The sequence below is a fragment of the Cloacibacterium normanense genome, from assembly GCF_002943105.1.
GTDB lineage: Bacteria > Bacteroidota > Bacteroidia > Flavobacteriales > Weeksellaceae > Cloacibacterium.
On sequence record NZ_PTPZ01000005.1, the window covers coordinates 21,246 to 36,320 of the forward strand.

Sequence of the window (15,075 nt, forward strand, 5' to 3'; positions counted from 1 at the left end):
AGATGAAAAATTTTCTAAAACAAACCGCAAAAAAGGGATTGGAATGGGCGGCAAAAAATCCGAAGAAGTTTTTCACCCATTCGATGGTTTTTCTCTCCGTGTCTTTTATCGGATCGCTGATACAGGGAATTTTCTTTCCGAGCCAGTCGACATTTAAAATCAAGCCCCCAAACCTCTATTCCAAAAGCAACACGACCCAGCAAATTAATAAAAACCAAGAGAAAGAAATGGAGAAAATAGTTAATGAACTCAAAATTTTAAAAATGAAAAGGGACCGAAAAGAACTCCAAAAAGAAGACAGCCTGAGAATAGAATATTTGTACAACCAATACCAAGAACTGCAACATGGACATTAAGAAAATCAACTTTAAGGAAAAAAAATATGTGATGCCCCTTCTGGCATTGCCGTTCCTGCTGCTCTTTGTGTATGTAGGTGCCCAATTTACCAAAGAGGACACCTCTAAAAAGGACAAGCCGAAAGAACTTTCCCTGTCTCTGGGAGAAACACGGGACTCCATCATGACGAAGAACGATGCCTACGACGCCTTTTTCAAGAAGGACGACAACAGGACGATGCTCGGAGGATTGGACAAGGAAGAGGACAGTCTGCTCAGTTATGAAGACCAGTTGTCTTTGGACCAGAAAAGAAAGATCGATTCACTGAAGGCGGTCTCCAGCAGACAAAATCAGCAGGCGTCAAAAGGAGGCAACTCTTCCTATTACAATCCAAAACAGCAAAATGAGGACAAGGATTTCAAGAGGTCTTCTGAAATCATCCGAATGCTGAACGACAAGTCCAATGGGAAACAGGAAAATGAGCAACTTTCAGAAAATCAAAAATCTAGTAATCAAAATGCACAGCAAGACCCCGTAAAATATCTGAAACAGCAGATGCTCGTCATGGATTCCCTAGAAAAAGCGAGGGATCCCGAATACCAAGCCAAACTCTTGGCGGAACAGAAACTCAAGGCAAACAAGGAAAAGATGGACGAGTTCCTCAATTCCACCTTCAATGTCGGCAAGTCGGGAATCAACAGCGAGTTCAATGCCTTCTACAGGGAAAATGAGAACAGTTTTATCAAAGCCGTCATTGATGAAAACAACAAGGGATTTCTGGGAAGCAGAATCCGGTTCCGATTATTGGAAGACATCTTCGTCGGCAACAGAAAAATTGAGAAAGGCTCCATCCTTTACGGGCAAATCTCGGGATTTTCCATGCAGCGGGTTGACCTCAAGATTGTCTCGGTATTTACCAAGGGAGAAATTCTTCCCGTCAACCTTTCCATCTATGATATCGACGGTTTGAAGGGACTTTATGTTCCGGAAAGCGTCTTCAGGGACATGATTCGGGAAATGGGGAGCAACTCCGTACAGGGAACACAGATGGATATGGGCGGACAGGGATTTTTCACGAGCATCGGCTCAAAATTGTTCACTTCCACCTCCAAATCCATAGCCAACCTCATTAAAACCAACAAAGCCAAACTGAAATACAACTCCTATGTATTTCTCATCGACGAAAAACAGCTTAAAGACTCACAAAACCAACAAAAGAAATAAAAATGAAAACAGCAATCAATATCCTATTATTCCTTATATCCAACCTTTTTATTGCCCAAACCGCAACCAAGGAACAAGTCATTTCGGAATTGCCCGAACTAGTGATTACGGAGGGCGTCAACCTGCACATCATCTCACCGGAACCCATCCAATATGTGGATTTGTCCACCCAAAAACTCACGGGTGATCTACCGAACATCAATATCGCGAGAATCAAGATCACGGATGCTCCTACCAACGTCGACCCAAAGGAAAAGGCAAAAACCACCTCTTTATTGAATGGCGACAAAATAGGAATAATAACCGTTGTAGGTCAGTCTTTTATTGCCCAATATAAGGCTATTTACAGAAATTCGGAAAATAAAAACACCGTGACCAACATCCATATCCAGCCAGAAGAGATGCAGCCGATTGAACTGGACAAAACCCGTTTTTCCAACTTGGAGCTGACCAAGTTTGCGATGGACATCATCCAGAAGAAGACGGAAGAAAATCCAATCAGGGAGCAAAAAGACCTTAAACTCAGTATGCAGCTCAACAATGTGTACGTTATCAGCGACTACATCTTTCTCGATATGACCTTCAAAAACAGCTCGAACCTGAGTTACGATATCGAAGACCTAAAATTTTCCATCGAGGACAAAAAAATCTACAAGGCGACCAACAATCAAAGCATCGAGATGACACCGATTTTTAGACTTTACGCCCCGAAACATTTCAGGAAAAATTTCAGAAACATCTATGTCTTCAAAAAATTCACTTTTCCGAACAGCAAGGTGATGATGATCCGCCTGATTGAGGAACAACTCTCGGGAAGAACCATCGAGATGAAGGTGAATTATTCAGATATTTTAAAAGCAGATACATTTTAGTTATGAACCCATTACCAACAGAATTAATTATTGTCCTTCTCCTGGCGTTCATCGCTTTCATCGCTTCTTGCATATCCATATTTTTTTTATTCCGTCTCAGAAAAGCAAAGAAGGAAATAGAAAAGGAAATTATAAAAATGGCTTATCTGAAAGCGTGGTATAAGGAGATTGCAGTGAAGATTTATGGTAAAGACCGTATTGAGGAAAAAGAGAAAGAGTTTTTAAAAAACTACAATTTATAGGAAGTAATGCAGGAACAACAACACCAAATTAAGATTTACGGATTCCTTCAGAAGGCGGTTTATGCGGTCGTGGCATTGGATTGTGCGTCGCTTTTCTACCTCGATGCAGATATTCCTATAGTTTCAAATCTATTGAAAAATTTCTCGAAGATGAGTTTCTTTTACCCACCCATCAACGCAAAGTTTGCGACCCTGATTCTGATTGGATTGGTTGCTGTCGGGACAAAGGCGAAGAAGAAAAAGGATTTGAACATCGCCACGGAAATCGTAATCCCCATGATATTGGGCTTGTTGATGATTTTTTCTTCACTCGTTTGGCAAAACGAGGCAGGAAACTCCAAACTCCCTAAAATTTTTCCTGCACTGAATCTTTATCAGGTCATCTATGCCGTATTGTCTTTTTTGGGTGCAGTAATCCTTCAAATGGGAGCAGACGCCATCTCAAAACTCATGCAACAAAAAATGGGAAAAGACCGATGGAATGTAGAGGAAGAAAGTTTTGCCCAAAATCAGGAACTGGTAGAAACGGACACCTCGATCAATATCCCATATCTCTTCAGATACAGTAAAAAAATCAACAAGGGATGGGTCAATATCAATCCATTTCGTGGGACGATGGTGATTGGAACGCCTGGAAGTGGAAAGTCTTTCGGAATCATCAATCCCGCAATCAGGCAAATGATAGCGAAAGGCTTCTGCCTGTGTATTTACGATTTCAAGTTTCCCGATTTGGCGCAGATTGCCTACTACCATTATCTGTTGAAGAAAAGCAAAGATTCAGGGTATGAATACGATTTTCATGTCATCAATCTGAACGAGGTAGAAAAATCCAAAAGGGTAAATCCATTGAAAAAAGAATACATCCAAACCTTGGCGGAAGCACAGGAAATGGCGGAGTCAATGGTATCGTCGCTCCAAAAGGGAGGTTCAAGTTCGGGAGGCGGCTCCGATGCTTTTTTCACCCAATCTGCCATCAACTTTCTTTCGTCGAGTATCTACTTTTTTGCCACCTACGAGGACGGAAAATATTCGGATTTACCACATATCCTGTCCTTTATGAACCGAAGTTACAAGGAGATTTTTGACACACTTTTTACCAACGAGGAAATATTCTCACTGCTTTCTCCCTTTAAGACGGCGTATGAAAACAAGGCATTTGACCAGTTGGAGGGACAGGTCGGAACCTTGAAGATATTTCTCTCACGATTGGCGACCAAGGAAAGTTTCTGGGTGTTTTCGGGCGACGAAGTGGAACTAAAAATTACGAACAGGGAGAATCCTTCCATCCTGATTTTGGCATCCGATCCAGGAACGCAGGACATCAATTCCGCCCTTTATTCATCGGTTTTAAACAGGACTTTACGACTCATCAACTCCAAACACAATTTGCCGGGAGGAATTATTGCTGACGAGTTTCCCACCATCTACATACATAAAATCGACAACGTGGTGGCGACCGCAAGGAGCAACAAAGTGGCGGTCTTATTGGGACTTCAGGAAATCCCACAACTCCGACAGTTTTACAAAAAAGAAGTTGCCGACACCATTTCCGCCATTGTTGGAAATATCCTTTCAGGTTCCGCAAGGGACAAAAATACTCTGGAATGGCTGGAGAAACTGTTCGGAAAAATCAAGCAAAAATCCTATTCCCAATCCATCTCCCAACAAGGAACGACGACCAGCATCAACGAGAAAATGGACTTTATGATTCCTGCAGGAAAAATTGCGACGCTCAAAACTGGCGAAATGGTCGGAATGATTGCTCAGGGCGAGGAAAACGACACCGAGGAATACAAAACTTCGGCGATGAACGGCAAAATCAATTTGGATATGAAGGCCATCAAACAGGAAGAACACAACTATGTGAAAATGCCTTCCTATTACTCATTTGTCGACAAAATGGGAAACAATAGGAAAAACGATGTCCTGATGACCAACTTCAGAAAAATCAATAAGGAGGTTGAATTAATCGTAAATGAATTTACTAAAAATGAAAAATAGAACGACAATAATAACATTAACAATTCTCCTTTTAACAGGCGGTTATTCCATGGCTCAATTCAATACGCTGATGCCGACAAAACCACACAAAACGGAAGACTTTAAAATTATGGAAACCCCAAAAGAGGAGAATTCCAACCAAAAAAAGGAGAAAAAATCGTGGAAAGAAATCTTCAACATCACCCCAAAATCGGAACTGAAAAACGAAACCGAAAGTTCAATGAAGATGTTAACGAGTCAAATCGACTCTCTAAAGACGATGCTTAAAAACTACCATAATGGAAACAATCAAAGTAACGTGGACTACAAAAAGATGAAAGATTCACTATTTGAACTGATGCAAAATTTTCAACCCGAAAAAAAGCAGGAAAAGGATTTTGAAACCACCTTTGAAGGTTTACGGAAAAATATCTCAATGCCTTTGCGCAATAGAATTAGCGTGACTTCGCCTTACGGAACAAGGATGCATCCAATTTTCGGCACTGCAAAAATGCACAACGGAATTGACCTCAAAGCCAACTACGAAGATGTTCACGCCGTGCTTGATGGAATCATTACCGAAGCAGGTTGGGATTCCAAAGGCGGTGGAAACTACATCAAAATCAAACATTTCAACCGATTTGAAACCTCCTATCTCCACCTCTCCGAAATCTACTACAAAGTCGGAGAAAAAGTCAGGGCGGGCTTCATCATCGGGAAAAGTGGAAACACAGGGAACTCTACCGGACCGCACCTGCATTTTGCAGTAAAGGAGTTTGGACAAAGCATCAATCCCTACCATTTCTTAAACGACCTAAACAAAGCAAACAATTTAATAGCAACCTACTATGCAAACTGAAAACCTACCTACCGAAGAACTTAAAAAGTTCGGAATCATCAATGAAGATTTGTCATTTTCAAAAAAACTGAAAGCGGACGACATCCAAAAATTTCTGCAGGGCTACACGATTGTCGCAGACAACGACAAAAACAGGGCAACTTTCCAACTCACGGAAAACAACACCCGACTGAAAGTCATCTTTCTGGAGCGGGATAAAAGCATCTCCGAAATCCTCAGAAACAGCAAGGATGGAATTGAGTATTCCACTATTCAAGACCTTTCAAACAAAAATGAGAAGAAACTTTCGCTTGAAAAAAAGGCATTCATCTACGACAAGGAAAACAACATCGTCGCCGAGTTCGACCTCATTAAAAATGCCACCGAACTCACCGCAATCATTGCCGACAAGAAGGATGTCGCGGAAATGAACCGCTACAAAAACGAACTTCAGAAACTGAAAAATTTCCTGATGGATAAAATCGACCAATATCCCGAAATCGCCAAGGAAATTTCCAACGACTTGAACATCGTTTCCAGAGAAATCAACACCGTAAACAGCATCTCACCCGATGAGAAGCAGATTTCAAAAGGTGGCAATTCCGAAATTGACCTGAACGTCAATGACAGGGATAGGTACGAAGACGCGAACAGAAACCGGGAAGAGCAGGAAGAAGAAATCGAACAGGAAATCGAACAGGAACAGGAAAAACGCCGTGGATTCCGCAGATAAATTTTTGAAAAGATGGAAACAGAAACGATCAATTACCAGAGCAAATATGGACCGAACACGAATTTCCAATTTCCGACGGACGAGGATACGCAATATCTCAAAACGTCGGCGGGCGAAATATTACCGTACAAACTCTTCAGTGGGAGAAATGATGCTGACCCAAATTCCGCCATCCTACGGGAAAAGGACAATCAAGGTTACGCCAATGACTTTGCGCTCGTAGAGCGGCAGTTTTCGGAAAACAAAAGTCTTTCATTCATGGCGGGAACCAAAATTTCTGATGTGAACGATGTGGCTTGGCTTTTCCGTGCGCTTGAAGACGAGGCGGTGGAACACACCTTTGCACTCTACAAATTCAAGGACGACAGTTATCTCGTTCAACATCTTTCGACAGGCGGAATTACTTCCACCGTTGTGGATTTACGGTTGTTGACGGGAAACGTCTTCAAAATGCAGCCCGAAAGCATCACGCTCGTCCACAACCATCCGAGCGGACAACTGATTTCGAGCAAACATGACCGACTCATGTTGCAAAGACTGCACGAAATTTTCGACCATACAGGAATAAAGGTGGAAGACGGCATCGTCATCAATCTGCGTTCGGGGAAATATTTGGTATTCAACGGAGATTTGGGAAGCGACCGTGTTCTGGAACTTTCCGAGCAAAATCAACAGCAGGGAAAAGTCAGCACCTTTTCCTTTAACAAGCAGATTTTTGCCGCCAATTATCAGCCGTTCAAAATCAACAGTCCCGAAGATTCCGCCGCCTACATTTCAAGCCAAAAGTTTGGACTGTCCGACAAGACGGAAGCCATCATCCTGAACAATGCGAACGACATCGTTGGGAAATTCATTCTTCCGCAGCATCGACAGTTCGAGAAACTGACCGAACTGATGACGATTCACGCCGGAACGGGTGTCATCCTTTATGGAAACAATGTAAACGAGCAGATGTACAAGGAATACCGCGACAAACTCGAACTGATGGGGTTCACGGCTTTGGATGCGATTTTATTGGAAAGCGGAAACTACCACTCCCTTTACGAAAAGACCAAAATCAACGTCTATGACCACCTTTTGGACAAATTCAGCAAGAACCATCTGAATGCGGAACCCATTGTCGGCGTATCGGAAAACAACCTAAATAATAGTTACTCTAAAAATTTTAGAAATATGGAAGAACCACCACAAAAGGATTACGTCAAACTGTTTATTGACGATTCCGAAGGTCATACCAAGCACGAATTTGAAATCTCCTTGACGGAAGACGACAAAGTGAACTACAGCCAGATTGCCTCAAAAATCCAGCTGTATCGAAAGCCGGAAGACCATGTTTTGCTATTCGTTGGCGGAGAACTGCTTACCTACGAGGGAAATGAGGAAACAGAAAAAATCATCGATTCCCTTAAAAGTCTTTTTCTTCCCGATGAGAAAAAACGGAGCAATTTATTCAGCCAAAGTAATTTTCATTCGAGATTTAAAGAAGAAATGGATGCCACAAGGTCAGGATTTTCGATAGACGACATCATTGGAGAGCCTTCTATAAAAGATTACGCCAAAATGAACGGAGATGACTTAACACAACACCTCAATAAAAACAAAGAATATTTTAACAATCAAACCCCAAACATTATGGAAACACAAAAAGAATTCAACCAGGTAGATTATCTAAAAAATCAGCTTAAATACCTCGGTTTCGGCGAAGACGAAAAACTTCACAAAGAATTGGAAAAAGGCATCAAGTCCAAAAACCAGCAATTCGAAATCAAAACTTCCTCGGACAAGGCACTGCCCGGAAACAAGGTTGATTTTGCCTTGAAATTCAACAAGACGGAAACGGGTGGTGTTTTCCTCAACTCTTACGACGCCAAATTGAAGAACGAGAAAGGCGAAGAAATCACCCACAATTTTTCGGTAAACAGAGAAAATACCTTTACCGCAAAAGAAGCCGTAAATCTTTTGGAGGGACGGAGCGTGAAAATCGAGTTCCACAACCCCAAAAGCGACCAGTCGGAAACCGCCTTCGTGCAGTTCAACTTTGAGGAGCCAAAGACGGAGAAAGGAAACTATATGTTCCAGAATTTCTACAAAAACTACGGTGTCGATACCGACAAAATCGTGGAAAAAGCCAACCTCGTTTTCGAAAAGCCGGAATACAGGGATAACACCATCAAGTCACTTGAAAAAGGAAATGTGGTGAAAGTGAAATTTGAAATGGACGACAAGGTGGTGGAAGGAAAAGCAGTGCTCAATCCGCAATACAAGAACCTGAACCTTTACGACAACGACATGAACCGCATCAACACCAACAAACCTTTGCAGGGAATGGAAAATGAAGAAAAACAGGAGAAAGCCCATGTGAAGGAACAGAGCATCAAACGATAATAAATAATACCTGACTATTATCCGAAGGCGGTAAGTCAAATTTTGATTTGCCGCTTTTTTTAAAATGTAATCATTATGAACATCAAATCCATATTTTTAGTTTTCGTTTCAGTATTTATCCTAAATTCCTGCCACAAGGAAATCAAATCCGAAAAAGGCGGAATCGACCTCATTACCAATGTCTATTTTGATGCCTCCAGAGGATTGGACAAGATGCAGAGTTTCCACATCTCGAAAATGAGTTATTCGGAAAACCAAATTATCGAACTGGTTCCAAACCACACCTTTCCCGAAATGAATCAAAATGCCTATCTCGTGAGAGATTCTTTCTGCTATCCATTGGATGCTGAAAACGGCAACATCATACTTTCCGATATTCTTGAAAAACAAAAACCCGCATTGGTTTGGAACAAGAAGGACGGCGCCATATTCTCAAAAGAAATGATTCCGAACTATAATAACAGGCGGAAACTCTCCGACACGGTGTTATTCAAGAAAAAATACAGACGCTTCGAAATCAATTCGCCTTGGAACTATACCCGTTTCTACATCTATCCGACAGACACGATTCTGCCGTATTCCCTCTACAGACACGCCGAAAAGGATTATGGCGGAAGATTGGAGCGCATCGATTCCTACAATAAAAAGACCGACATCTTTGTAAGCCTGCAACTGCTTCCAAGAAAAAACTGGGACGACACGGCGAAAGACATTTTTGAGTTCAACCACTTCGTAAAAAACAGAAAAAGTGAGTGAGACATCCTATTTAAATCATTCTAGTTCAGAAATTTCCATTATTGAGGGAACTAAAAACGAACTGATTGTCTTTAACAGCGATAACGACAAAGATTCGTTTTTGGAACTTTTGAAACTAAACAATCAAAACAACGGCAGAACCCTTGTAACACTCAATTATAATGAAAATACTGGAAGCTTTGTCGAACGGTTTAAAAACTACGACGGAAAGATATTTCTGTGTCTAACCGGTGATGATGACGGAAATAGGTCTACACAAAAAATCCTCAATGAATTTCAAAATAAAAATATCAAGGACATCCGCCTGCTGTATGGAATTTCTGAAAATGGGAACCAAAACCTGGAAGAATATTTAAAAAATAAACTCCAAGTTCAAGAGAAAAATACTACTTTAGTTGAACAAAAAACGATAAGAAATGAAGACGATGGAACTCAATCCGAAGGAATTTCCGACACTCAGCACTTGGGAGCCGAACTTTCTCAACGAAATTCTGGAGAATCTAACCAAACAAGCAAACCCAAGCAAAACGGAAATCACTTTGGAGGACAAGCTGTGGACGGCAACCATACTGGAAATGGACTTGAAGACACAATCTGGAAGCATCTGGTCGGAAAACCAGAGCGAGGACCCGTTGACGGAACACAACCGCAAAATGCTGCAAAAAATGAGGGAGCAGAACATTCCTTGGGCGGAATCGTATCCGGGAGAAATGTATCCAATAGAATAGCAGAAATAGTAAAAACATCTACTCAAAACAATGAGGCATTAGGGGTTCTTATTTCAAAATATAAAGGTCAAAAACTGACCAATGAACAAGTTGCGGAAGTTGTTTCCGCAGCTTGTTTTGTTTCCAGCGATAAGCAAGTTAAACTCAAGGAAAGTCTTAACATTACCGAGGATTTAAAAGAGATCTGTCATCAATTCAAAAGTGGCGGAACAGCTAAAGAAGGCAGGGGTATTTTGGATGAATACTACACCGATTCAAGGATTGTAGATGCCGTCAGAAATTTAATCAAAGACCAGTTTAAGAACAGGCAGGAAATTTCGGTATTGGAACCCAGCGTTGGAACGGGAAATTTTCTGTATGCAGTGAAAGAATTGGGAATCAAGTCCAATATCACTGCCTTTGAAATCAACGAAACCACCGCAAAGATTGCGAAAATCCTTCATCCCGAAGCCCACATCCATCTCCGCTCCTTTGAAACCGAGTTTATCGAAGAGAAAGGCAACAAGAAGGAATTTGCCGAAAAATACGATTTGGTTATCGGTAATCCACCCTACGGCGACCATCGCGGATTATACAAAGGTTTGGGAGAAGAACCCAAAATCTCCAAATACGAGGACTATTTTGTCAAAAGGTCTTTAGATTCTCTTAAACCCAATGGAGTTTTGGCAATGGTGCTTCCTTCGGGTTGGTTGAACCGACAAGCCCAACTAAAAAATGCAGATATTTTGGAAGGTTTTCGTCTGCCGAATGGTGCTTTTGCCGGAACTCAGGTAGGAACGGACATTATTATTCTGCAAAAAAATTCCCAGAAAATTTCTACAGATATTTCCAATTATTTTGAAAAACATCCCGACAGGATTTTAGGGGAAACCCGAGAGAAAACCAACCGTTTTGGGAGGTTGGAAAACTATGTCTATGGAAATTTAGAGGACGCCTTATCTAGGATTGAGCAACTCAAAAATAAAAAGCAGACCGAAAGAATTGGAAACCTCTTTGAAGATTTGTTTTTGGAGGTTGATCAACCTAAAGGAGAATCAAAAAGCAAAACTTTAGAAAACACCATTCCCGCTAAAACAGAAGAAATTGACCTTGCAGAAACGAAAGATAAAATTGAGCAAGTTCTTTCCAGACTTAATGAAGTAAAATTCAAATCTCCCGCAATTGAAAAGGAGATTGAGAAGTATTTCAAACTCCAAACCCAAATTTTTGATAATCCCCCAAATTTTTCGAAAGACCAAATTGATGAAATTCATCGTAAAGCGGATAAAATTATCCAGTCCCACAAAGAGAAAAATGCGGAATATCGAATTCAGACCAAACCGGAAATCAAGAAAGGGGTTTTAAAATACCAATTTTTCAAAGCCGATGAAATTGTGAATGCCTCGCTTCAGAACAGTACCGATATTACTAAAGAACAGATTGAGGCATTTCGGGACACTTCCTACGACGGCACATTAAACAATCACGGTAAGCACTACCAATTTGCCAACTATATGGACGGAAATTGGGTTCACGATTTTTATTACGCCGAAGGGAATATCTACGCCAAATTAGAACAACTGGAAATAGACTTTAAGGACAGGTTCTCGGTTGGCGGAACAGAAAATCAATATGAGAAACAAAAGGATTTACTCCTCAATGTTCTTCCAAAACCAAAAACTTTAGACGAAATCTCAATCAGTCCGAATCATGAATTTGTCCACCAGTTTGATTTGGGATCCATAGAAAAGGAACGCTGGAATCAAAACACAAGACAGACGGAAACTGTAACGGTTCCCTATAATCTTGCAGAAAAATTCAAGGATTTTGTCGGAACGCTTTCCAGTGAGGCATTTGCAGGTTCTTCATCTTGGGAAGTAAGAAGTTTTGTAGACAACGAAAACGTTACCGGAAGCGACAAGGAACGGAATGCCTTGGTTCGCGAAAGACGAAAAGTCGCCGCCAACGACTTGTTTCAAAAATTTTTGAGGGAAGAATTGTCGGACGCTTTAAGGAAGCGTTTTGTCAATGATTTTAACCGAAACTACAACAATATCTATGTTCCGGACTATTCAAAGTTTCCTTTGTTTTCAAAAATCCATTTGAATTTTAAAGGTCGAGAACTTAGATTAACTGAAGTTCAGAAAGCCGGAATCGGAAGGCAGACCACGAAAGGTGTCGGATTACTTGCACATGAAGTGGGATTTGGAAAAACATTGTCTGGAATCCTGTCAATGCACGAAGCGATGGAAAGAGCAAATGCGAAAAGACCGCTGATTGTCGTTCCCAATGACAGCATTCTGAAACAGTGGGTGGAAACCATTTTTGAAACCATTCCCGAAGCCAAAGTGAATGTCTTGGGAAATCTCGGAAAAGACTTCGACCTCTCAAAATTCGACAACAAGGATGGGGAAATCACCATCGTCACTTACGAGGGTTTTAACAATATCGGTTTTTCTGAAAATATTACCCAAAATCTGGCTTCCAAGTTCTCCTATATTTCAGAAAATGAATTAAGAAGTGTAAACACCATCAGCGAAAGGGATTTTCAGAAAGAACTGGAAAAAGAAAAAGAACTGGTGGGTAAAATGAAGCGTGGCAAGATTTACGATTGGGAAGACTTTGGTTTTGACCATCTGACTTATGACGAAGTCCACAACGCGAACCATATCGTAGGAAAAGTAAGAATAAAAGACCGCCGATTTGCTTCAGACTTTAGAAATCAAAACCAGCAGACTTCAAAGTTGGGTATCAATACTTGGATGGCTGCGCAATACATCCAAGAAAAGAACGACGGTAGAAATGTTACCTTGCTTTCTGCAACGCCATTTACCAATAAACCACTGGAATATTATTCTATTCTCTCCTTGATTGCGAACAAGAGATTAGAAGAATCGGGCTACTTCAATGTGAATACCTTCTTTGAAACCTTTATGGAGGCAGACAACGACATGGAGATTGACGCAAAAGGTGATGTGAAATTCAAGGCGAATGTTCGACGTTTTAAAAACAATTCGCTGTTTCAGCAACTTTTATCTGAATTTATTGATATCAAAGGCGAAGAAGACAATCCAGAATTGGTGCGGCCCAACCGAATCAACAAGGAATATAAGATTGAGCAGAACTATTTAACGAGTGAGCAATACGAAATGCTCAATGAAAACTTTACCGAAACCCAAAAAGGGGCAATTCTTACGCATATCCTTAATGCCCGTTTGATTGCGATTTCACCATATCTTTCTCCCTATTATGAAGGAGAAGAACCGTCTTTAGAAGAGTTTATAGAGGATTCTCCGAAACTAAAACAAACGATGGATTTGATTCGGCAGAACAAAAACGACATTCCGGATTCGGGACAGATTATCTACTCTGAATTAGCTGTTTCGGAATTTCCGAAACTAAGGGAATATTTGGTACGGGAGGTCGGCTACAAACCGGAAGAAGTCGGAGTCATCACCGGAGCAACCAGCAAACCAAACCGTTTAAAGATTCAAGATGATTTCAATTCCGGAAAAATAAAGGTGGTCATCGGAAGCGAGGCGATTCAGGAAGGAATGAACCTTCAGGAAAATACGACGGATATTTACATGCTTTCTCTTCCGTACAACTTTACCTCTCTACGGCAAGTGGAAGGTCGTGCTTGGCGACAAGGAAATAGGAACGAAAATGTAAGAATCAACTTTATGTTGACCAATGACAGCATTGATGTCTTTATGCTTCAAAAATTGCAATCCAAACAGGCAAGATACTTGGAGGCAATGAAGAAGGGAGCCGATGTTTTAGATATTTCTGACATCAGCACGCAGGAAATGAAAACCGCCATCATCACGAATCCCGAAACCAGAGCGAATATAGAAATTGAACTGATGAAAAAGCAAATTGAAACCGAAAAAAATAAATTTTTGGCTGATTCTGCTTTTGTGCTTCGAAAATATGACAGTTTTATTAAAATTCAGGAAGAAGTAACTAAAGCGCAACATAACTACAACCGAATCTTAGGCTATTCCAAGGAAGAGGGCGACAATGCCGAATACTGGAAAAACCAGCTTCCATTTTATCAGAAAACGATTGATTTGACAAAGGAGAAAGTCCAAGAGGAAATTGATATTCTTTCTCAAAAAGGCGTGAATGTGACGGAGATTGAACAGCAGACAAAAATTACTGAAGATAAGATTGCTGAATTGGATAAAAGGTTGGAGGATTTGCCTAATGTTCGGGAGGGATTGGTTGAGAAGTATAGGGAGGAGAAGGAAATGCAGTTGAAAATTAATGAGAGTAGGGGTTATTTAGAGGAGAGAATGGTGGAGAATTCACAATTATTTAAGACGAATATTATCAGAGTAATTGATAAAAATTTTGAAAATGAAAATGTACAAAAAATAGAAATACAACAATATGGAAGAAAGAGATAATAAAAAAACAGGGACTTGAAGTCCCTGTTTTAGTCCCCGCTATGCGTAAATCACTGATTTACAGCGTGTGTAGTAGCCCGTAGGGGAATCGAACCCCTCTTGCAAGAATGAAAATCTTGAGTCCTAACCGATAGACGAACGGGCCAGAAATTTATTCTTAAGCTAACTTGTTAACGTGTTTAGTTAACTTGCTTTTTAAGTTAGCAGCTTTGTTTTTGTGAATAATATTCTTCTTTACTAATTTGTCTAATAAAGAGATTACTTTCGGCAATTGCTCTGAAGCAGCTGCTTTGTTTTCTTCATTTCTTAATACTTTCACAGCTGTTCTAGCAGTTTTGTGATAGTATCTGTTTCTCAATCTTCTTTTCTCAGATTGTCTGATTCTCTTAAGTGCTGATTTATGATTTGCCATAATTGTTTCTGAAATGTGGGTGCAAAGATAAAAACTATTTTTTAATTTGCAAATTATTTTTTAATTTTTTTTAAAATTTGTAGCCTATAGGGGAATCGAACCCCTGTTGCAAGAATGAAAATCTTGAGTCCTAACCACTAGACGAATAGGCCATTCTTTTTTTGTGCGTGCAAAAATA

The 15,075-nt window shown here is 40.5% G+C and carries 11 protein-coding genes and 2 tRNA genes; 10 read left to right on the top strand and 3 right to left on the bottom strand.

Going from position 1 to position 15,075, the window contains the following annotated elements; translation table 11 throughout:
* The first annotated feature begins 2 nt into the window (after positions 1-2).
* From C3729_RS08875 to C3729_RS08920, 10 genes are all read left to right on the top strand, one after another.
* Positions 3-356, top strand: a complete 354-nt coding sequence (locus C3729_RS08875) for a hypothetical protein (RefSeq protein ID WP_024565598.1) — start codon at positions 3-5, stop codon at positions 354-356.
* On the top strand, positions 352-1,560 hold the full coding sequence (traM, locus tag C3729_RS08880) for a conjugative transposon protein TraM (RefSeq protein ID WP_024565599.1): 1,209 nt from the start codon (positions 352-354) through the stop codon (positions 1,558-1,560). The genes C3729_RS08875 and traM overlap by 5 nt, the downstream gene beginning before the upstream one ends.
* Before the next feature lie 2 nt (positions 1,561-1,562).
* The gene (locus C3729_RS08885; protein WP_024565600.1) at positions 1,563-2,432 is read left to right on the top strand and encodes a DUF4138 domain-containing protein; all 870 of its coding nucleotides are present in this window, start codon (positions 1,563-1,565) and stop codon (positions 2,430-2,432) included.
* A gap of 2 nt (positions 2,433-2,434) precedes the next feature.
* Positions 2,435-2,674: a hypothetical protein gene (locus C3729_RS08890; protein WP_024565601.1), complete on the top strand. Its 240-nt coding sequence runs from the start codon at positions 2,435-2,437 to the stop codon at positions 2,672-2,674.
* 6 nt (positions 2,675-2,680) lie between these two features.
* Complete coding sequence (locus C3729_RS08895; protein WP_024565602.1) at positions 2,681-4,675, top strand: type IV secretion system DNA-binding domain-containing protein; 1,995 nt, start codon at positions 2,681-2,683, stop codon at positions 4,673-4,675.
* Positions 4,665-5,513, top strand: coding sequence for a M23 family metallopeptidase (locus C3729_RS08900; protein ID WP_024565603.1), 849 nt, complete (start codon positions 4,665-4,667; stop codon positions 5,511-5,513). The genes C3729_RS08895 and C3729_RS08900 overlap by 11 nt, the downstream gene beginning before the upstream one ends.
* A complete protein-coding gene (locus C3729_RS08905; RefSeq protein WP_024565604.1) occupies positions 5,503-6,225 on the top strand; it encodes a hypothetical protein in 723 nt (240 codons plus the stop codon). The genes C3729_RS08900 and C3729_RS08905 overlap by 11 nt, the downstream gene beginning before the upstream one ends.
* Before the next feature lie 12 nt (positions 6,226-6,237).
* Positions 6,238-8,610: a JAB domain-containing protein gene (locus C3729_RS08910; RefSeq protein WP_024565605.1), complete on the top strand. Its 2,373-nt coding sequence runs from the start codon at positions 6,238-6,240 to the stop codon at positions 8,608-8,610.
* A gap of 75 nt (positions 8,611-8,685) precedes the next feature.
* Positions 8,686-9,366 carry a hypothetical protein gene (locus tag C3729_RS08915; RefSeq protein ID WP_024565606.1) on the top strand — a complete coding sequence of 227 codons (681 nt, stop codon included), beginning with the start codon at positions 8,686-8,688 and terminating at the stop codon, positions 9,364-9,366.
* Positions 9,359-14,485, top strand: a complete 5,127-nt coding sequence (locus tag C3729_RS08920; RefSeq protein ID WP_024567399.1) for a helicase-related protein — start codon at positions 9,359-9,361, stop codon at positions 14,483-14,485. Before C3729_RS08915 ends, C3729_RS08920 begins: the two co-directional genes overlap by 8 nt.
* A 73-nt stretch (positions 14,486-14,558) precedes the next feature.
* Here C3729_RS08920 and C3729_RS08925 read toward each other — a convergent pair.
* From C3729_RS08925 to C3729_RS08935, 3 genes are all read right to left on the bottom strand, one after another.
* A tRNA-Glu gene (locus C3729_RS08925) sits at positions 14,559-14,630 on the bottom strand.
* Positions 14,631-14,642: 12 nt separating this feature from the next.
* On the bottom strand, positions 14,643-14,897 hold the full coding sequence (rpsT, locus tag C3729_RS08930; protein WP_069800821.1) for a 30S ribosomal protein S20: 255 nt from the start codon (positions 14,895-14,897) through the stop codon (positions 14,643-14,645).
* An 80-nt stretch (positions 14,898-14,977) separates the two neighbouring features.
* Positions 14,978-15,049: transfer RNA gene (locus tag C3729_RS08935), tRNA-Glu, on the bottom strand.
* Positions 15,050-15,075 lie beyond the last annotated feature (26 nt).